The following is a 17,778-nucleotide window of genomic DNA, read 5'->3' on the forward strand; positions in this document are numbered from 1 at the left end:
TTCTTTTCGCCTTTTATGAATGAAAAATGGATAAATAGGATCTCACACGTTCCTATTTTCGCCGCACTCATTCTGTGTATCTATATATTTAAATTTAGACTGATATATATTCATTTACTATTCACCTAAAAAAGAGAGTCTCCATGACTCCCTTTTTATGTTTAACTTCGTTTCTGCTTCTTATTTGATGAAGGTACTTTATAAGAACCCGTTTCATGCGTAGTCGTTCCTTGTCCTTCCACTTCCGGAGAACCTAAGCTTGATCTAGAATGGTCTGTTTTCACTTTCTTACTCATTACAATCACCCCCAAGATTACTTTTCACTTAAGAGTAAAAAACTATTCAGCATAACCATCTGAACATATACTGGCTACTCTTTTATCCTCCTGTCTGTTTTTCACTAATGTCCCATAGACGTTTTGCGGCATCCTTATCCAAGGCAGCTTCAGACATTTTTCCTATTTGCTTATCGGCATAGTAATAACCACTATGATCAGTAAATTCAGTTGATTCTGCTAGCCATATTAGAGTTTCAGCACCTTTCTCGGGTGTACGAGAGAAAGGTTTCATTGCTGCCATAGTTAAGCGAGCAACTAGACCATTGTCCTGGTTGAAATTCGTAGCCACTAGCCCTGGATCGAAGCTGTATGCACTAACACCCGTCCCCTCCAACCTCTTTGCCAATTCAGCGGTAAATAAAATATTTGCTAGTTTTGATTGAGCATAACGCATTGTAGGACCACCCATAAATTTCTTAACACCACGATAAAGTTGTTCTGCATCTAAATCACCGAAATCAATTCCCTTTTTAGCCATTTTGTGACCGTGAGATGCGGTGGTGATAACACGAGCAGGAGCACTTTCTTTTAAACGCTCCAACAGCAAATTAGTGATTAGGAATGGACCTAAATGGTTAACCGCCCAAGTCATCTCCAAATCGTCCTCTGTAAGCTGCCTTGTTTGAAATAAAGCACCAGCATTATTCACTAATATATCTATTCTCGGACACCTTTCCAAAATATCAGTAGCTACCCGGCGTATAGATTGTTGGGAAGCCATATCAGCTAAAAATAGATCTATCATCACATCCCCATTCGTTACATCCTTAATTTGAGCAATAGCAGCATTCGCTTTTTCCTCGTTACGTGCAATGATTCCTAGTTTGGCACCGCGCTCTGCAAATGTCTTAGCTGCCGCTAATCCAATACCACTTGTTGCACCAGTAATCACCACATACTTGTCATGCAGTGTCCACTTTGTATGACTTGGAATCTCCCCCATTGTACAAAAACCCCTTCCCTTGCCCATAAATATTTCATTCGTTTTACTATATGTGAGATATGAACGAACCTATGAACAACATTTTTCCAAACAAAAAAAGCGAGAGCAGTTGCTCTCGCTTTTTTCATCTTAAAACTCAGAAGAACCTGGAGTTCTTGGGAATGGAATTACGTCACGGATGTTAGCCATGCCAGTGATGTACATTAGGAAGCGCTCGAAACCTAGACCGAATCCAGCGTGTTTTGTACCGCCGTATTTTCTAAGTTCTAAGTACCACCAGTAGTCCTCTTCGTTCATACCTAATTCTTTAATTCTGTCTACTAAAACGTCCATTCTTTCTTCACGTTGACTTCCGCCGATTAATTCGCCGATGCCAGGAACTAGAAGATCAGTAGCTGCTACTGTTTTACCATCTTCGTTCATACGCATGTAGAATGCTTTAATGTCTTTCGGATAGTCAGTTACGAATACAGGGCGTTTGAAGATTTCTTCTGATAAGTATCTTTCGTGCTCTGTTTGTAAGTCAATACCCCATTCTACTGGGTATTTGAATTCAGCACCTGATTCTTGAAGTACTTTAATTGCTTCTGTATAAGTGATGCGACCGAAGTCAGAGTTGATTACGTTGTTCATGCGCTCTAGAACTGTTTTATCAACGAAGCTGTTGAAGAAGTCCATTTCTTCTGGTGCATGCTCTAGTACGTATTTCATTGCATATTTCAGCATATCTTCTGTAAGATCCATTACATCGCCTAACTCAGCGAATGCAATCTCAGGCTCAACCATCCAGAACTCCGCTGCGTGGCGAGTTGTGTTTGAGTTTTCTGCACGGAATGTAGGTCCGAATGTGTACACATCACGGAACGCTAATGCATAAGCTTCAGCATTCAGCTGTCCACTTACTGTTAAGTTTGTTTCTTTGCCGAAGAAGTCTTTTGATTCGTCAACTTGTCCGTCTTCACCTTTTGGTACGTTGTTTAAATCTTGCGTTGTTACGCGGAACATTTCGCCTGCACCTTCTGTATCACTACCAGTAATAATTGGTGTGTGAACATGTACAAATCCACGCTCTTGGAAGAATTGGTGAATTGCAAATGCTGCGATAGAACGCACGCGGAATGTTGCTGAGAATGCATTTGTTCTTGGACGTAAGTGAGCGATTGTACGTAAGTATTCAAACGTATGACGCTTCTTTTGAAGTGGGTAATCAGAATCTGATAAGCCCTCGATATCAATTTTTTCTGCTTTAATTTCAAATGGTTGCTTCGCTCCAGGTGTTGCAATTACTTTACCTTCTACTTTAACTGAAGAGCTTAGTGGAAGCTTTGCAATTTCTTTGAAGTTCTCTAATTCTGTATCGAAAACGATTTGAACACCTTTGAAGAAGCTACCGTCGTTTAATTCGATGAAACCAAATGCTTTTGAATCACGTAAGTTACGAATCCAACCCGATACTTGTACTGTTTGATCTGCGTATTTATCTGTATCTCTATACAGACTTTTTACTAATGTGTTTTCCATAGTAAAATTCTCCTTTACTCATATATTTAAATACAAAAAAACCTTTCATCCATAAAGGGACGAAAGGTTAAACTTCGCGGTACCACCCAATTTGTCATAAAGACCAACTTTAACTCGTATGTAATACATACTTCCCGGTTTGTAACAGGCCGGATTCCCGTCTAAGTCTACTCTTGAATACAAGCTTCAATTTCGGTTAGCAACTCCAAGGTGTTCTTCACATATACCGCCTCATCAGGCTCTCACCGTCCCTGACTCGCTTTGGATTATAGTATATACTACTTTTCCTTATCATCGTCTTTCGTTTTGTTAAACTAAAATTAATGTACTACATTCGAGAGAAAGATGCAAGATGCCAGAAAATATATCAGCGATTTTTATAATATATCGACTTACCGACATTTTCCGACAATCGTGCCATAAAAAAATTGCCGGAATTAATCCGGCAATTTTTTATTACTTACGTAACTCCGCACCAAATTTCTCTTCTACCGCTGTTAATACACGATTATGTGCTTCTGTTACTTCTTCGTCTGTTAATGTACGTTCTGCATCGAAGTAGTTCATAGAGAATGCAAGTGATTTCTTGCCTTCTTCCATTTTTTCACCTTCGTATAAGTCGAATAGTGCTACGTCTTTCAGAAGTTCTCCGCCAGCTTCAGCAATGACTTGCTTCATTTCACCAGCTTTTGTTTCTGTTGTTACTACAACAGCCATATCACGTGTCATAGATGGGAAACGTGGAATTGCTGAGTAGTAAGTTTCCTCAGCGTCTGCACCGAATATTTTTGCAAGAGATAATTCGAATACGAATGTATTTTTCACATCTAATTGTTTTTCTGTTTCCGGGTGCAATTGACCGATGAATCCGATTGCTTCACCATCTAATACGATGTCAGCTGTACGGCCTGGATGCATACCTTCACGTTTTGTTGGTGCATAAGTGATTTGATTTGCCACGCCAAGTACGTCGAATAATCCTTCTAATACACCTTTAACAACGAAGAAGTCTACAACTTTCTTCTCACCTTGCCATGCATGGTGAAGAGCAAGACCTGTCATAACACCTGCAAGATGTTGTTCTTCTTTCGGAAGTTCTCCTGCTTCTGTTGGTAAGAAGATAGAACCTACTTCATATAATGCAACGCTATCGTTTTTACGTGCAACATTGTATGAAACTGCTTCTAACAATTGTGGCACTAAGCTTAAACGAAGTTGGCTACGCTCTTCACTCATTGGAAGCGCAAGATTTACAGGAGCTTTTTCGTTCGGCTCAATCATATATTGTTTCGCTTTGTCAGCGCTTGTTAATGAATATGTGATTGCTTCATATAAACCAGCACCTTCTAGGAAGCGGCGTACTTTACGACGTTTCGTTTGTGCTGATGTTAATTTACCACGTGTCATTGTTCCAGATGGTAATGTAACTGGAATGTGATCATAACCATACAGACGACCTACTTCTTCTACTAAGTCTTCTGAAATTGTAATGTCAGGACGACGTGCTGGTACATTTACATGGAATGTTCCTTCTACTTCTGTGAATGGGAATTTTAAGTTTGTGAACATTGTACCCATTTCACTCGCAGAAATATCTGTACCTAATACACGGTTTACTTTTTCAGCTGTAACAGATACTGTACGTTCTTGTACTTGTAAGTTATCAGCTTCTACTACACCTTCAAGCGCTTCTCCACCAGCGTATTTTGCCATTAAAGCAGCTGCATGTTGAATTGCTTCAAATGTACGTGTTGGGTCGATTCCTTTCTCAAAACGTGCACTTGATTCGCTACGAAGACCTAAGTCTTTTGATGTACGACGCACTGTTTGACCTGCAAAGTATGCAGACTCAATTAGAACGTTTACTGTCTCGCTATCAACTTCAGAATCCGCTCCGCCCATTACACCAGCAACAGCTAACGCTTTTTCACCGTTTGTAATAACAAGGTGGTGGCTTTGTAACGTACGTTCTTGAGCATCTAATGTTTGAATCTTTTCGCCTTCTTTTGCAAGACGAACAACGATTTCTTTTGAACCTAATTTATCGTAATCGAATGCATGTAACGGTTGACCGTATTCCATTAAAATGTAGTTTGTAATATCAACTACATTACTAATTGGACGAATGCCAGCTGCCATAAGACGAGTTTGCATCCACATTGGTGATGGACCAATCTTTACGTTCTTCACCATTTTTGCAATATATAATGGGTTTTCTTCTTTCGCTTCTACACTTACAGAAATGTAATCAGAAGTTTTTTCTGCTGTTTCTTGTAAGTCGATAGCTGGAAGTTTTACTTCACGGCCGTAAATAGCAGCTACTTCATATGCAACACCTAACATATTTAAGCAATCTGCACGGTTTGGTGTTAAACCAAGCTCAAGTACTTCATCATGTAAATTTAAAATTTCAAGTGCATCTGCACCAACTTCAGCATCACTTGGGAAGATGAAGATACCGTCTGCATATTCTTTCGCAACGAATTTCCCATCAATACCAAGCTCTTGAAGAGCACAAACCATACCGTGAGAAGCTTCCCCGCGTAGTTTTGCTTTTTTAATTTTGAAGTTACCAGGAAGTACAGCGCCAACTTTTGCAACTGGTACTTTTAAACCTTTTGCAATGTTAGCAGCTCCACAAATAATTTGAACCGGCTCTTCTTCACCGATATCGATTAAGCATTTGCTTAATTTATCAGCTTCTGGGTGTTTTTCACATTCTAATACGTGACCAACTACAACACCTTTTACACCTTTATTTAATACTTCAACACCTTCTACTTCAATACCACTTTTCGTGATTTTGTCTGCTAGTTCTTGTGCTGTTACATCTTTAATATCTACATACTCTTGTAACCAACGATATGATACGAACATATTTATCCTCTCCTTCCCTTACGCTCGTTTGAATTGTTGTAAGAAACGTACATCATTTGTATAGAAATGACGAATGTCATCTACGCCGTATTTCAACATTGCGATACGCTCTGCGCCCATACCGAATGCGAAACCTTGATATTCTTTTGAATCATAACCAGCCATTTCAAGTACGTTCGGGTGAACCATACCTGCTCCTAAAATTTCGATCCAGCCAGTCCCTTTACAAGTGCCACAACCTTTACCGTGACACATCATACAAGAAATATCCATCTCTACAGACGGCTCTGTGAATGGGAAGAAACTTGGACGAAGACGGATTTCACGATCTTCACCGAACATCTTTTTCACGAATACTTGCAGTGTACCTTTTAAGTCACTCATGCGAATGTTTTTATCAATTACAAGACCTTCAATTTGCATGAATTGGTGTGAATGCGTTGCATCATCGTCATCGCGGCGATACACTTTACCAGGACAAATAATTTTAATCGGTCCTTTTTCTTTATTCTTTTCCATCGTACGTGCTTGCACAGAAGATGTATGTGTACGTAGTAACGTTTCTTCTGTAATGTAGAATGTATCTTGCATATCACGCGCTGGGTGATCTTTCGGTAAGTTTAATGCTTCGAAGTTGTAGTAGTCTTTTTCTACTTCTGTTCCTTCAGCTACTTCATAACCCATACCGATGAATACATCTTCAATTTGTTCAACAACTGCTGTTAACGGATGGTGACAACCTGTTTCAACAGGACGACCTGGCAGTGTAACATCAATTGTTTCAGTAGCTAATTTCGCCTCAATTACTGCTTTTTCTAAGTTACCAATTTTGTCTTCTAGACGCGTTTGAATCGCTTCACGTACTTCATTTACTAATGCTCCCATACGTGGACGCTCTTCTGCTGATAATTTTCCCATGCCGCGTAATACTTCTGTAATTGGACCTTTTTTCCCTAAATACGCTACGCGTACGTCGTTTAAGCCCTTTAGCTCTTTCGCTTCTTCAATAAGCTCTAACGCTTTTTGCTTTAGCTCTTTTAAACGTGCTTCCATTTGGAACCCTCCTAATTTTAAAAATAAAAAAACCCCGCTCCCAAAAAGGGACGAGGTAAATTCGCGGTACCACCCTAAATTGACAGAACAAGTCTGCCCACTCATTAGTTATAACGATCAATTCTGACCGGAACGCCTTTACATATAAATGGTCCTGGCGCCAACTCCAGAGGTGAATTCACTTCCATCTACCATAAGAATGCTTTCAGTCTACGGCACTCTCTCCCTATATGGCGATTTTGTAAGCTACTCTTCTCTATCAACGTTTTTCATTAATATACTTTTATTATATGTTCAAAAAAGTTCGATACTCATTTCACCACTTTTTTATGAACATGTACTTCAACTTATTATAAGAAGTTTTTTATCGATTCGCAACTGGGCTTTGTAAATAATACGTTAAAATCCCTGCTGCAACCGCAACATTTAATGATTCTGCCCCGCCGTAAATCGGAATATACAAGTTTTGATCACTTTTCGCAAGAATTTCTTGGCGTACGCCGCTTCCTTCATTCCCTACAATTAATGCAAAACTTCCAGCCGGGGTTACTTCACCAAATGGAACTCCATTTTCAAGAGCTGTTCCATATACAGGGACGTTATTTTCTTTTAACTTGTCTACCCATTCTTCTAAGTTCCCTTTTACAACCGGTAAGTGGAAAATAGAACCTTGTGTAGATCGTAGTACTTTACTATTATAAACATCAACGCACCCTTCTCCAAGCACAACGGCATGAATACCAGCTGCATCCGCTGTACGAATAATCGTTCCCAAATTACCTGGGTCTTGAAGGCCGTCTAATAAAAGAAATTTCCCATCAGTAAGAGCTACTTCTTTCTCATGTTTCTCACAAACAGCAAATACACCTTGCGTTGTTTCTGTTTCGCGAAGTACTTTTACAATTGCTTCAGGCACAATATACATTTCAACATCATTAACTGTCCAATCTTTCGGAAGATCTGTCTGATCTGAAACGATAAGTTCTGTTACAACTCCTGCCTTTAACGCTTCCTCTACTAAATGGAATCCTTCTACAAAAAATAAAGCTTTGTTATCGCGCTCTTTTTTCATCTGCAGCTTTTTCCACTGCTTCACACGCGGGTTTTGTACTGAATCAATGTTTTTCATAATATGTATTTCCCTCTCTTCTTGTCTTATCATTATAGCCTATTTTTCATACATATTTACATAAAAAAGAACAAAAACTAACGTCAGTTTCAATTCTGAAGAAGAGGTGAAGATAATGAGTTTTAATTTACGCGGCGCGGTATTAGCGAATGTATCTGGAAATTCACAAGACCAATTACAAGAAACGATTGTCGATGCAATTCAAAGCGGTGAAGAAAAAATGCTTCCAGGTCTTGGCGTTTTATTCGAAGTCATTTGGAAAAATGCTGATGAAAATGAAAAACACGAAATGTTAGGAACACTGGAGCAAGGATTAAAAAAATAAGCAATTTGAAAATCACCTTCGCATAAGCCAAGGTGATTTTTTTTACGAAAAATTTTTTTCTTCTCCTAAACATTTCTACTTTACTAACGCTACCCCGATGGAGTACAATGTTCAAAATACATTTAAACCGATCGATTTTTCTTCATATATATCATTAGATAAAGTGAAACTTTAATCAGTGGGGGGGCCCCCCACACTGATTATTAGTTGAACCAATCGGGCTTTTACGGGCAGTTGATTCCCCACCTAACTTCCTCGTATTCGCTAAATTTTAAGGTGGGAATCTTACTGCCCGTTAAAGCGGGATAAAAGGAGTGAATGTTTTATGCAACGTATTACGCTTGAACAAGTTTTTAAACATCACATTACACAAAAATATGTAAACCGTTCTGGAATGGTCCACGCGATTGCTGTCGCTTACCATGCGTTTCACTTAGCCAAAAAGCATCACGCCTCAGTCGATGCTGCGACAAAGGCTGGCTTCCTTCATGATATCGGACATCATACGTGGTACACAGGCGGCGAATGGGACTATGACTTGTACAAAAAGAATGATATACATGCGATTAAAGGGGCAGAAAGATCTCATAAATTGCTTATTAGATTAGGAGAACATCCGAAACTAGCAAAAGAAATTTCTGTTGCAATTCTTCTGCACACTGATTCTTTCCTACTAGAACAAACACTTGAAAGAACACCTCTACAAAATGTTATTAAGTGGGCGGATGAAGCCGATGAAGAACCAGGTGGCGCACACCATTATAGAACTATTTCTTATGAAAAAGCATTGAAAGCAATTCAGCAATTAGACCGATTGGTAGAGCGTGAATTACAAATAGAGCAAAAGAAGTTGAATGACAAGGTAGAACATAGTTATCAATGAGAAAGAGGCATCACTATAGGGTGATACCTCTTTTATTATTTTGCGAAAAATACACCTTTGTATGTAATATTTAAATGTTACACCCAAAAGAAAAATACTTTATAATTAAATATACAAATATAAAGAGGTGATTTTACAAATGCAACCCGCTACACAACTTTCTAATGAACAGAAATACTCTATGTCATGGGGACAATTTATTAGCTCCGTTTTATTCGCTTTTTTCGGAACCGGACTTATTACTGTGTTCCTCGCAATGCCCTTAACAATTTATACAGCCGGTCTTACAGATAAAAAACAAATTGCCCTGTATGAATCTATTGCAAATACTGCAAGTATCGTATTACAACTAGCCGTGTTGTTATTCTTCATTTTTAAATTCGAACCCGCAAAAAAATTACTACTAAAATCTTTTAACTTTAAAGTACTTAAAGAATGGCGTACATACGTATACTTACTTCTTTTCTTCGCTATAAACATTATACTCAATTACATCTTGTTAAATTATGTGTTCCAAGACGCAACAAAGCAGCAATCTTCCGCACTAAACTTAGACGTTTTTAAGCAATATCAAATATTATTACTTCTCGGCTTCGCTATACTCACACCAATTTTTGAAGAACTTATTTTCCGTGGCTTTATACTTCGCTTCTTCTCAGAGCGCTTTCCATTTTGGATTGCAGCCATCATAACAAGCTTCTTCTTCGGTATCGCTCATACATACTCACTTGGAGTAATGGTAATTACTTTCTTCATGGGATTATTAATGGCTATTTTATGTAAAAAAACAAAATCCATTATTCCAGCTATGTTATTTCATATTATGAATAATATGTTAGCATTCTTGAGTTAAAAAGAGGTATCATCACTTCTCATTTCTATCAATTTATACATATTTATTAATAATACCCAAAATAAACCTCATGTAGTAAAATATAACTCATCACCATAGAAGGAGATTATTTATGTCGAGCTTACTTTGGATTTTTTATATGCCACTTCTTGTTTTATGCGGATTTTTCGGTGGTATTTTTTTAATTATTACTAGCATTAAACATCTTAAATTATTTGTGGGTTTAACGGGGCTACTTAGCCTATCTTTTGTCACACTACCTTTTGTTTTTTGGGGCATGGGGGTGAATAGCGATACGATCCTCCCTATTTCAACTACTTTATATTGGATACTGTTTTCTTTAACTGGATTATTGGCAGGATTAAATGGATTACAGGCAAAGATTAAAAGTATACGTAATATGGGATTCATTATTTTTATCGCTGGCATATTAGGGGTTATTTTCTGGGTACTTATGTCTGTAGGGGATTCATTCTATATATAATATTTTATCGGAGGTAATACAGAAGTGTTTGGAATATTAACTTGGATGGTTTTGGCTCTTACTTTGATGTTATGCCAATTCATCGTTGGCATTTTTTTAATTATTGCTGGCATTAAATATCGTAAATCACTTACTATTATAGCTGGTTTAATTAGCATATCGCTTATCTTTGCTCCTATCATTTGTATAGGTTTTGGAATAGATTTAGAGGGGATGGTTCCAATTTCAGGAACTTTATATTGGTGTTTCTTCTCTTTAGCTGGACTATTAGCTATTATAAGTGGAAGACAAATATCTAGCATTCGTGCTATGGGAACAATTTTGTTTATAACAGGGCTGTGCTCCATAGCTGGTTATCATTTTTTATATCTCACTCTTTAAAAAGACAAAAAAGCAGGGAAATTAATTCCCTGCTTTTCTATTTGGTTTATTGCCTGATGGTAAGAAGAACGATAACACCCAAGCAATACCTGCGAGTATTGTTGCAATTAAGAAGGCATCGTTAATACCGTTAATTGCAGATAGCTTTGAAATTTGTCCGAATAATAGTTGTGTACTCATCGCATCTCCTGCTTGAGCTGATCCGGCTAATGCCGCTAAGCTTTGGCCCATACCGTGTACTTTATCAACTAAAATCGGGTTTGACGTTGTTAACATATTGCCGTAATCCGCTACGTGAGCAGTAGTTTGTTGTGTCATAAGCGTGATTAATATCGCTGTTCCAATTGAACCAGCTACTTGTCTTGACGTATTTTGCGTTGCTGTACCGTGAGAAATTAATTTCATCGGCAGTGCGTTCATACCAGCTGTCATAATTGGCATCATAATGAATGACATACCAATTGAGCGTATAATATAATCCGTCATAATAACACTATACGGTGTATCCATCGATAACGTTGTAAATTTATATGTCGCAAATGTTGTAATGGCTAATCCGACAATTGCTAACGGACGAATACCATACTTATCAAATAGTTTACCTGCAACTGGTCCCATGATCCCCATAATTAATGATCCTGGAAGTAATAATAAACCAGATTCCATCGGTGTAAAACCGCGAATGTTTTGCAAGTATACTGGAAGTAATAACATACCTCCGAATAAGGCCATCGTTACAATCGCGTTAATTACTAATGTGAAAGTGAACGTCGGATATTTAAACACTTGTAAATCAAGCATTTTATTGTCTGTTGTTAACTCTCTCCAAATAAATACAGCTAAACCAATGACACCGATGATAAGTGTTATAACAACTTCTGCACTAGTCCAGCCATTATTTCCAGCTTCACTAAATCCGTACAGTAAGCTACCTAGTCCAATACTTGAACTAATAACACCGAATACATCTAACTTTGTTTTAGACACTGGCTGAGCTAGTGTAAAGAATTTAAAAGATAAGAACGTAATAATTAAACCGATAACAAACATCCCATAGAACATTAAGTTCCAGCTATAGTTTTCAATTACCCAACCTGTTACAGTTGGTCCGATAGCTGGTGCTAAAATCATCGCTACCCCAAGTAACCCCATAGCTGCTCCGCGTTTATTAGGCGGGAATAATGTCATGAAGATATTCATACCAACTGGCATTAAAATACCTGCACCAACCGCTTGAACAACACGGCCTGTCATCATCATTGTAAAGTTTCCTGATGTAGCACAAATGATAGATCCTACAGTGAAGAATAACATTGCTGCTATGAATAATTTACGATACGTAAATCGTGAAACTAAAAATGCACTGATTGGTACTAAAATTCCGTTTACAAGCATGAAGCCTGTAATTAACCATTGTGCTGTTGAAGTTGATACGTTAAATTCATTCATTAATGGAGGCAGTGCAACATTAATGATTGTTTGGTTTAAAATAGAAACGAACATACCGAGAATTAATACAGCTACAACTGCCTTTACATTCACATTCTCTACCGGCAATTGTCTCTTCAGCATTTCTTTTTCCTGTTTTACTTGCTCTTGCTTCCCTGTTTCTAATTCCACTACGTTAGAAGCTTCTGTTTCTTGTTTTTGTTCAAGTTCTTTCTCTACTGTTTCTGCTTGACTTACTTCTATCTTACTTACGGCTGGGACTTGTTCTTCTCCCACATTCGTTTTTTTCTTTCGTAAAAGACGATTTATAAGGAAGAAGACGATTATACAAAATAGTGCATATCCTACAATTGCAATTGAGGACATCTCATCTCCCCCTTACTTATGAATACGAACTGACACATTCATTCCAGGAACAATATTTACTGATTTACTATGATCTAAAGAAACTTTAACTGGTACAACTTGCTTTACTTTCGTATAGTTCGCTGTTGCGTTACTTGATGGTAACATCGAGAATGTATTCGCTGTTGTTAATCCCACTTGTTCTACTTTTCCCGTTAACGTTGTATCTGGGTATGCGTCTACATACACATCTACTGTTTGGCCTTTTTGAACATCATCAATATTTGTTTCTTCAATATTTGCTGTTACCCATAAATTACTCATATCAAATGCATAAGCAATTGGGCTACCTGCCCCAACGAACGCATTAGTTGTTGCATTTGATTGTACAACTGTTGCATTTTGCGGAATTGTTACATCTACTGTTTGCTCACCATTTGCTCCTGCTACAGTAACCGCACCTAATTTATCGTTCTCATTGTAATTTTTTCCGACTTCAGCTTTCCAGTCTGTTAATTTACCTGCTACTGGTGATGCAATTGGGATTACTTTCCCGTCAATCTTTGCATTTTCTGTTTTTAAATAGTTTTCCGCTTGATTGTAATAGTAATAACCGCCAATACCGCCGCCAACTAATACAATTAATGTGATAATGTTGATAATTACCATTCTTCGAAACTGATTCATTGCATTCCTCTCCTTATATCGCATATAATTTTTTTCTAAACTATTTACATCCTTAGTGTTTATATTGTTTAATTGTTAATTATATTAACCTTTAAACAAAAAAAGCACACCTTTTACGACGCAAACTATGTTTTGTCTGCATCCTAGCGGTGCTGATTTCTAAAGGACTATCGTTTATAATTATAAATAATTATCCCAAATCTACAACCAACAATTTAAACCTATATGTTGTTTAAACAACATTACACTATACATGTGTTGTTTAAGGTTAAAAAATTAAACGAGGTGAAGTAAAAATGTCTATTAAAAATACAAATGATCCACGTGTAAAACGAACGAGACAACTCATACAGGATGCTTTTGTCGCTTTAGTAGGCGAAAAGGGCTTCGAAAATGTAACTGTGCAACATATCGCGGAACGCGCTCCTGTAAATCGTGCTACATTTTATAGCCATTACCATGATAAATATGATTTATTAGAAAAAAGCATAGAAGAAATGTTAGAAAAACTAGCTGCAGTAATTAAACCACAAAATCGAAATAAAGAAGATTTTCAGCTCACTTTTGATTCGCCGCATCCAACTTTTTTAGCTTTGTTTGAGCATATCGCAGACAATACTAATTTCTATAACGTTATGCTCGGCGATAAGGCAGCTGGAAACTATTCTTATAAAATGATGAAAACAATTCAAACACATTTAACATTAAGCCTATCTATTTCCCAGCCAGATGATGAAGACCTTATGGTCCCTCGTGATATTCTTATTAGTTATGTTACAGGCGCTCATATCGGAATGATTATGTCATGGTTAAAAAGAGGCATGATTTATACCCCACATTTCATGGCAATGCAATTAACTCGCTTAATTATTTTAGGAGCTCATACTGCAGCAGGATTAGAAAGACCGTTTTAAAAATGAAAAAAGCGAAGGAGGTTATCCTTCGCTTTTTTCTATTAATTAAATGTAATGTTATGTACAGCCTCTTTATCAAGACGTTTAATAACTTCTACAATTAACTTCACTGCGTTTTCATAATCATCACGATGTAACATCGCTGCATGAGAATGAATGTAGCGTGTCGCAATCGTAATTGCCATAGACGGAATACCATTTACAGAAATATGAATTGCTCCTGCATCCGTTCCCCCGCCCGCTACAGAATCATACTGATATGGAATTTGTAATTCATCAGCAACATCAACAACGAAATCACGTAAACCTGTATGACCAATAACGGAAGCATCATATAAAATAATCTGCGGTCCATCACCCATTTTACTTTGTGCTTCTTTTGCTGTTACACCTGGTGTATCCCCAGCAATACCAACATCTACAGCGAATGCGATATCGGGCTTAATATAGTTTGCAGATGTTTTCGCACCACGAAGACCAACTTCTTCTTGTACAGTACCAACGCCGTATACAACGTTTGGATGCTTTTCATCTTTTAATTGTTTTAATACGTCAATTGCAATTGCACAACCAATTCGGTTATCCCATGCTTTTGCAAGTAACATCTTTTCATTCTTCATCACTTGGAATTCGAAGTACGGTACAACTTGATCTCCTGGTCGTATGCCCCACTCCATCGCTTCTTCTTGGCTAGAAGCACCAATATCGATGAACATGTCTTTAATTTCAACTGGCTTTTTACGAGCTTCTGGAGGTAAAATGTGCGGTGGTTTTGAACCAATTACACCTGTTACATCTCCTTTACGCGTTACAATCGTTACACGCTGTGCAAGCATAACTTGCGACCACCAGCCACCCACCGTTTGGAAACGAAGGAAGCCTTTGTCATCAATTTGCGTAATCATAAAGCCAACTTCATCTAAATGACCTGCAACCATAATTTTCGGGCCGTTTTCTTCCCCAACTTTTTTCGCAACTAAACTTCCTAAATTGTCAGTAGAAAGTTCATCTGCAAACGGCTCAATATATTTCTTCATTACTTCACGTGGTTCGCGCTCGTTACCCGCAATACCGCGTGCGTCTGTTAATTCTTTTAGCATTGTCAATGTCTCGTCTAATTTTATCATTGCCAACACCCTCCTTTTTCTTCAGTCACTTTATTATACAAAAGGAAATTGAAATATTCAAAAATTAAATTAGTATCCTTGTGTTTGACGCTGATGATTTACTTCATTTTTATCTAAATATGCTTTTTCAATTTCATCTTGTTCAAATTCAAGCGCTTGTCCAAGGCGAAGATAGCTTGTAAATAGTTCAATATAGTTCGTAATAGAAGGTTGATCTGTAAAACGAATTACTTTCGCATATGTGTCTAAGAAAATTTCCACTTGTGTTTTATTCGTTTGCGCACATTTATAGAATAAGAAGTTTTTATCAATTCCTAAATCGATTCCGATTGATAAAATAAAATGTAAACCATCTACGTATTCTTCTAATATTACTTCACGTTCTGAAGCTGGTTTATTGCTCCAATATTTAAAACAACGTGTTTCATTTGCAAGTTCTCCAATTTCTACAAGAAGAGCTAACATTTTTTCTTTTAACAATTTCTTCGGTTGTAATTCATGTTCTTTCACAATACGATCATCTAATTCTTTTTGTAATTTAAATAGTTGTAGTAAGTCCATTCTATTGTCCTCCTCCAACATCGCATTTTCCGCAACAATGTTGTTTCATCTCAAAGTTCATTATTATTTTTCGTTTCTTATTAACAAGTCAGCTACCTACATCTTTATAAAGATAGCTTGTCCTTAATTTGCAAATACGTTTCAATCATCACTCATATATTGTTCACTTGATGAAAGTTCCATATCATCTTTCCATTATAGCAGTGTCGTTTCTGCTAGGAAAGATACACTTCTTCACGAATGAGTTCAAATAAAAAAAGTCAGGAGGATTCTCCTGACTTTATATATATATTCTTTTATATCGCTATAGCTTTTATATTGATTTTGTCATATCGATAACGACACATCCGTTAATCTTTCCTACTTTCATGTAAAAACCTCCTCGTTATCGTTACAAAACTTCTTACAAGCACATCTTAATATACTTGAGCAAGAAATAACGATAATAAGTGGAGGGTTTTACAATAAATGCAAATAAAAAAAACCTTAGAAGAAAATCTTCTAAGGTTTTAAACAATTAGTTAATGTTGTTTTTTGCAACTGTTGCTAATTCAGCGAAAGCTTTTTCGTCATGAACAGCTAAGTCAGCAAGCATCTTGCGGTTAACTTCGATGCCAGCATTTTTTAAACCGTGCATTAAGCGGCTGTAAGAAAGACCATTCATACGAGCTGCTGCGTTGATACGTGTAATCCATAATTTACGGAAGTCACGTTTCTTTTGACGACGGTCACGGAATGCATACATTAGAGATTTCATAACCTGTTGGTTAGCAACCTTAAATAATGTACTCTTAGAACCGTAGTAACCTTTTGCTAATTTTATAACTTTTTTACGACGTTGACGAGTAACTGTACCACCTTTTACTCTTGGCATAATATTACCTCCTAGTTTGTTCTATATATCAGCCGAACTTATTTTAAGTTGTCAAGCATTTGACGAATGCGTTTGAAGTCACCAGCGCTAACTACACCAGCTTTACGTAGTTTACGTTTAGCTTTTGTAGATTTGTTAGCGAATAAATGGCTTGTGTAAGCGTGAGAACGCTTCAGTTTACCAGATCCAGTCTTTTTGAAACGCTTTGCAGCGCCGCGATGAGTTTTTTGTTTAGGCATAGGTATTTCCTCCTCTATCTATTACTTATCGTTTTTCGGTGCTAAAACTAAGAACATACTACGTCCTTCCATTTTAGGCTTAGATTCAATTGTACTAACTTCAGCACAAGCTTCTGAGAAGCGATCTAAAACACGTTGACCGATTTCTTTATGAGTAATGGCACGTCCTTTAAAGCGAATTGACGCTTTAACCTTGTCGCCTTTCTCTAAAAACTTGACAGCATTACGAAGTTTTGTGTTAAAGTCATGTTCATCAATTGTTGGACTTAAACGAACTTCTTTCATGCTAATTACTTTTTGATTTTTGCGCTGTTCTTTTTCTTTCTTCTGTTGCTCAAAGCGGAATTTACCGTAGTCCATAATGCGGCATACTGGTGGTTTCGCATTTGGAGCAACCAATACTAAATCAAGATTAAGACCTGCAGCTAAGTCTAAAGCGTCATTACGAGACTTGATTCCAAGTTGATCGCCGTTTGCGCCAACTAAGCGTACTTCACGTGCACGAATTTGCTCGTTAATCATCATATCCTTGCTAATAGTAAGCCACCTCCAAGGTTTTCTTAGAATACGTTTTGCAATTGTAGAACCCGAACAAAAAAAGTGCGGGCACACGGCACCCACACTTGTAATATCTTTAGTAAGAAATACATTTACCTGCTAACTGCGAATGCGTCCATCAGGTGAGAAGCGGGTGCTTCTACTTGTCAAAACCATATTCTATTATCCTTGATGAGTTTATCATAGGACATGACGTCTGTCAAGAAGACGCGATGTGTTTTACTAACAACAAGAAAT

At 37.4% G+C, this 17,778-nt stretch carries 19 protein-coding genes and 3 other annotated features; of the genes, 6 read left to right on the top strand and 13 right to left on the bottom strand.

Annotated elements, in window-relative coordinates; genetic code table 11:
• Positions 1 to 161 precede the first annotated feature (161 nt).
• The 6 genes from JFU23_RS10715 to JFU23_RS10740 form a co-directional block, all read right to left on the bottom strand.
• On the bottom strand, positions 162 to 296 hold the full coding sequence (locus tag JFU23_RS10715; RefSeq protein WP_002112167.1) for a YuzL family protein: 135 nt from the start codon (positions 294 to 296) through the stop codon (positions 162 to 164).
• An 82-nt stretch (positions 297 to 378) separates the two neighbouring features.
• Entirely contained in the window at positions 379 to 1,281 is a 903-nt protein-coding gene (locus JFU23_RS10720) for an SDR family oxidoreductase (protein WP_002129335.1), read from the bottom strand.
• Between the two features lie 129 nt (positions 1,282 to 1,410).
• Positions 1,411 to 2,802 (bottom strand): asparagine--tRNA ligase, encoded by a 1,392-nt coding sequence (asnS, locus tag JFU23_RS10725; protein ID WP_002034242.1) that lies wholly within the window; start codon positions 2,800 to 2,802, stop codon positions 1,411 to 1,413.
• A 52-nt stretch (positions 2,803 to 2,854) separates the two neighbouring features.
• Positions 2,855 to 3,106 (bottom strand) — a binding site (T-box leader).
• 152 nt (positions 3,107 to 3,258) lie between these two features.
• Positions 3,259 to 5,679 carry a phenylalanine--tRNA ligase subunit beta gene (gene pheT, locus JFU23_RS10730; protein WP_201031872.1) on the bottom strand — a complete coding sequence of 807 codons (2,421 nt, stop codon included), beginning with the start codon at positions 5,677 to 5,679 and terminating at the stop codon, positions 3,259 to 3,261.
• A gap of 18 nt (positions 5,680 to 5,697) precedes the next feature.
• The gene (gene pheS / locus JFU23_RS10735) at positions 5,698 to 6,732 is read right to left on the bottom strand and encodes a phenylalanine--tRNA ligase subunit alpha (protein ID WP_002015457.1); all 1,035 of its coding nucleotides are present in this window, start codon (positions 6,730 to 6,732) and stop codon (positions 5,698 to 5,700) included.
• A gap of 43 nt (positions 6,733 to 6,775) precedes the next feature.
• Positions 6,776 to 7,004, bottom strand: a binding site (T-box leader).
• Positions 7,005 to 7,096: 92 nt separating this feature from the next.
• Entirely contained in the window at positions 7,097 to 7,894 is a 798-nt protein-coding gene (locus JFU23_RS10740) for a TrmH family RNA methyltransferase (protein ID WP_201031873.1), read from the bottom strand.
• An 82-nt stretch (positions 7,895 to 7,976) separates the two neighbouring features.
• Between JFU23_RS10740 and sspI the strand changes: the two genes are divergently transcribed.
• The 5 genes from sspI to JFU23_RS10765 all read left to right on the top strand — a co-directional run bounded on the left by sspI (position 7,977) and on the right by JFU23_RS10765 (position 10,787).
• Positions 7,977 to 8,186, top strand: coding sequence for a small acid-soluble spore protein SspI (sspI, locus tag JFU23_RS10745; protein WP_000009511.1), 210 nt, complete (start codon positions 7,977 to 7,979; stop codon positions 8,184 to 8,186).
• 325 nt (positions 8,187 to 8,511) lie between these two features.
• Positions 8,512 to 9,069 carry an HD domain-containing protein gene (locus tag JFU23_RS10750; RefSeq protein WP_201031875.1) on the top strand — a complete coding sequence of 186 codons (558 nt, stop codon included), beginning with the start codon at positions 8,512 to 8,514 and terminating at the stop codon, positions 9,067 to 9,069.
• A 139-nt stretch (positions 9,070 to 9,208) separates the two neighbouring features.
• Positions 9,209 to 9,922 (top strand): CPBP family intramembrane glutamic endopeptidase, encoded by a 714-nt coding sequence (locus JFU23_RS10755; protein WP_002167594.1) that lies wholly within the window; start codon positions 9,209 to 9,211, stop codon positions 9,920 to 9,922.
• Positions 9,923 to 10,034: 112 nt separating this feature from the next.
• Positions 10,035 to 10,406, top strand: coding sequence for a DNA-binding protein (locus tag JFU23_RS10760; RefSeq protein WP_201031876.1), 372 nt, complete (start codon positions 10,035 to 10,037; stop codon positions 10,404 to 10,406).
• A 24-nt stretch (positions 10,407 to 10,430) separates the two neighbouring features.
• On the top strand, positions 10,431 to 10,787 hold the full coding sequence (locus tag JFU23_RS10765; protein ID WP_201031878.1) for an ammonia permease: 357 nt from the start codon (positions 10,431 to 10,433) through the stop codon (positions 10,785 to 10,787).
• A gap of 21 nt (positions 10,788 to 10,808) precedes the next feature.
• On the opposite strand, the gene JFU23_RS10770 is transcribed toward JFU23_RS10765, so the two are convergent.
• Together JFU23_RS10770 and JFU23_RS10775 are read right to left on the bottom strand one after the other, a co-directional pair.
• Entirely contained in the window at positions 10,809 to 12,602 is a 1,794-nt protein-coding gene (locus tag JFU23_RS10770; protein ID WP_085312483.1) for a DHA2 family efflux MFS transporter permease subunit, read from the bottom strand.
• Between the two features lie 12 nt (positions 12,603 to 12,614).
• The gene (locus tag JFU23_RS10775) at positions 12,615 to 13,268 is read right to left on the bottom strand and encodes an HlyD family secretion protein (RefSeq protein WP_002190842.1); all 654 of its coding nucleotides are present in this window, start codon (positions 13,266 to 13,268) and stop codon (positions 12,615 to 12,617) included.
• Between the two features lie 296 nt (positions 13,269 to 13,564).
• Here JFU23_RS10775 and JFU23_RS10780 point away from each other — a divergent pair, with 296 nt between their 5' ends.
• The gene (locus JFU23_RS10780; RefSeq protein ID WP_002015467.1) at positions 13,565 to 14,182 is read left to right on the top strand and encodes a TetR/AcrR family transcriptional regulator; all 618 of its coding nucleotides are present in this window, start codon (positions 13,565 to 13,567) and stop codon (positions 14,180 to 14,182) included.
• A gap of 41 nt (positions 14,183 to 14,223) precedes the next feature.
• Here the strand turns inward: JFU23_RS10780 and JFU23_RS10785 are convergent, their stop codons facing one another.
• The 5 genes from JFU23_RS10785 to infC form a co-directional block, all read right to left on the bottom strand.
• Positions 14,224 to 15,309: a M42 family metallopeptidase gene (locus JFU23_RS10785; protein WP_002088917.1), complete on the bottom strand. Its 1,086-nt coding sequence runs from the start codon at positions 15,307 to 15,309 to the stop codon at positions 14,224 to 14,226.
• 69 nt (positions 15,310 to 15,378) lie between these two features.
• Positions 15,379 to 15,870, bottom strand: coding sequence for a dUTP diphosphatase (locus JFU23_RS10790; protein WP_085312485.1), 492 nt, complete (start codon positions 15,868 to 15,870; stop codon positions 15,379 to 15,381).
• Positions 15,871 to 16,387: 517 nt separating this feature from the next.
• Entirely contained in the window at positions 16,388 to 16,744 is a 357-nt protein-coding gene (gene rplT / locus JFU23_RS10795) for a 50S ribosomal protein L20 (RefSeq protein WP_001138364.1), read from the bottom strand.
• Between the two features lie 38 nt (positions 16,745 to 16,782).
• Positions 16,783 to 16,983 carry a 50S ribosomal protein L35 gene (gene rpmI, locus JFU23_RS10800; protein WP_001125945.1) on the bottom strand — a complete coding sequence of 67 codons (201 nt, stop codon included), beginning with the start codon at positions 16,981 to 16,983 and terminating at the stop codon, positions 16,783 to 16,785.
• Between the two features lie 21 nt (positions 16,984 to 17,004).
• Positions 17,005 to 17,508 carry a translation initiation factor IF-3 gene (gene infC / locus JFU23_RS10805; RefSeq protein WP_002015470.1) on the bottom strand — a complete coding sequence of 168 codons (504 nt, stop codon included), beginning with the start codon at positions 17,506 to 17,508 and terminating at the stop codon, positions 17,005 to 17,007.
• Positions 17,509 to 17,571: 63 nt separating this feature from the next.
• Positions 17,572 to 17,692, bottom strand: a sequence feature (ribosomal protein L20 leader region).
• Between the last annotated feature and the right edge of the window lie 86 nt (positions 17,693 to 17,778).

It is taken from the genome of Bacillus sp. TH50, from assembly GCF_016650565.1.
Lineage (GTDB): Bacteria > Bacillota > Bacilli > Bacillales > Bacillaceae_G > Bacillus_A > Bacillus_A mycoides.

Excerpts from the sequence above, each read along its gene's own strand:
- JFU23_RS10780 (WP_002015467.1), top strand. The coding sequence starts at position 13,565 with ATGTCTATTAAAAATACAAATGATCCACGTGTAAAACGAACGAGACAA.
- rplT (WP_001138364.1), bottom strand. The coding sequence starts at position 16,744 with ATGCCAAGAGTAAAAGGTGGTACAGTTACTCGTCAACGTCGTAAAAAA.
- JFU23_RS10740 (WP_201031873.1), bottom strand. The coding sequence starts at position 7,894 with ATGATAAGACAAGAAGAGAGGGAAATACATATTATGAAAAACATTGAT.
- asnS (WP_002034242.1), bottom strand. The coding sequence starts at position 2,802 with ATGGAAAACACATTAGTAAAAAGTCTGTATAGAGATACAGATAAATAC.
- JFU23_RS10755 (WP_002167594.1), top strand. The coding sequence starts at position 9,209 with ATGCAACCCGCTACACAACTTTCTAATGAACAGAAATACTCTATGTCA.
- rpmI (WP_001125945.1), bottom strand. The coding sequence starts at position 16,983 with ATGCCTAAACAAAAAACTCATCGCGGCGCTGCAAAGCGTTTCAAAAAG.
- sspI (WP_000009511.1), top strand. The coding sequence starts at position 7,977 with ATGAGTTTTAATTTACGCGGCGCGGTATTAGCGAATGTATCTGGAAAT.
- JFU23_RS10790 (WP_085312485.1), bottom strand. The coding sequence starts at position 15,870 with ATGGACTTACTACAACTATTTAAATTACAAAAAGAATTAGATGATCGT.
- pheS (WP_002015457.1), bottom strand. The coding sequence starts at position 6,732 with ATGGAAGCACGTTTAAAAGAGCTAAAGCAAAAAGCGTTAGAGCTTATT.
- infC (WP_002015470.1), bottom strand. The coding sequence starts at position 17,508 with ATGATGATTAACGAGCAAATTCGTGCACGTGAAGTACGCTTAGTTGGC.
- JFU23_RS10785 (WP_002088917.1), bottom strand. The coding sequence starts at position 15,309 with ATGATAAAATTAGACGAGACATTGACAATGCTAAAAGAATTAACAGAC.
- pheT (WP_201031872.1), bottom strand. The coding sequence starts at position 5,679 with ATGTTCGTATCATATCGTTGGTTACAAGAGTATGTAGATATTAAAGAT.
- JFU23_RS10775 (WP_002190842.1), bottom strand. The coding sequence starts at position 13,268 with ATGAATCAGTTTCGAAGAATGGTAATTATCAACATTATCACATTAATT.
- JFU23_RS10750 (WP_201031875.1), top strand. The coding sequence starts at position 8,512 with ATGCAACGTATTACGCTTGAACAAGTTTTTAAACATCACATTACACAA.
- JFU23_RS10760 (WP_201031876.1), top strand. The coding sequence starts at position 10,035 with ATGTCGAGCTTACTTTGGATTTTTTATATGCCACTTCTTGTTTTATGC.
- JFU23_RS10715 (WP_002112167.1), bottom strand. The coding sequence starts at position 296 with ATGAGTAAGAAAGTGAAAACAGACCATTCTAGATCAAGCTTAGGTTCT.
- JFU23_RS10770 (WP_085312483.1), bottom strand. The coding sequence starts at position 12,602 with ATGTCCTCAATTGCAATTGTAGGATATGCACTATTTTGTATAATCGTC.
- JFU23_RS10720 (WP_002129335.1), bottom strand. The coding sequence starts at position 1,281 with ATGGGGGAGATTCCAAGTCATACAAAGTGGACACTGCATGACAAGTAT.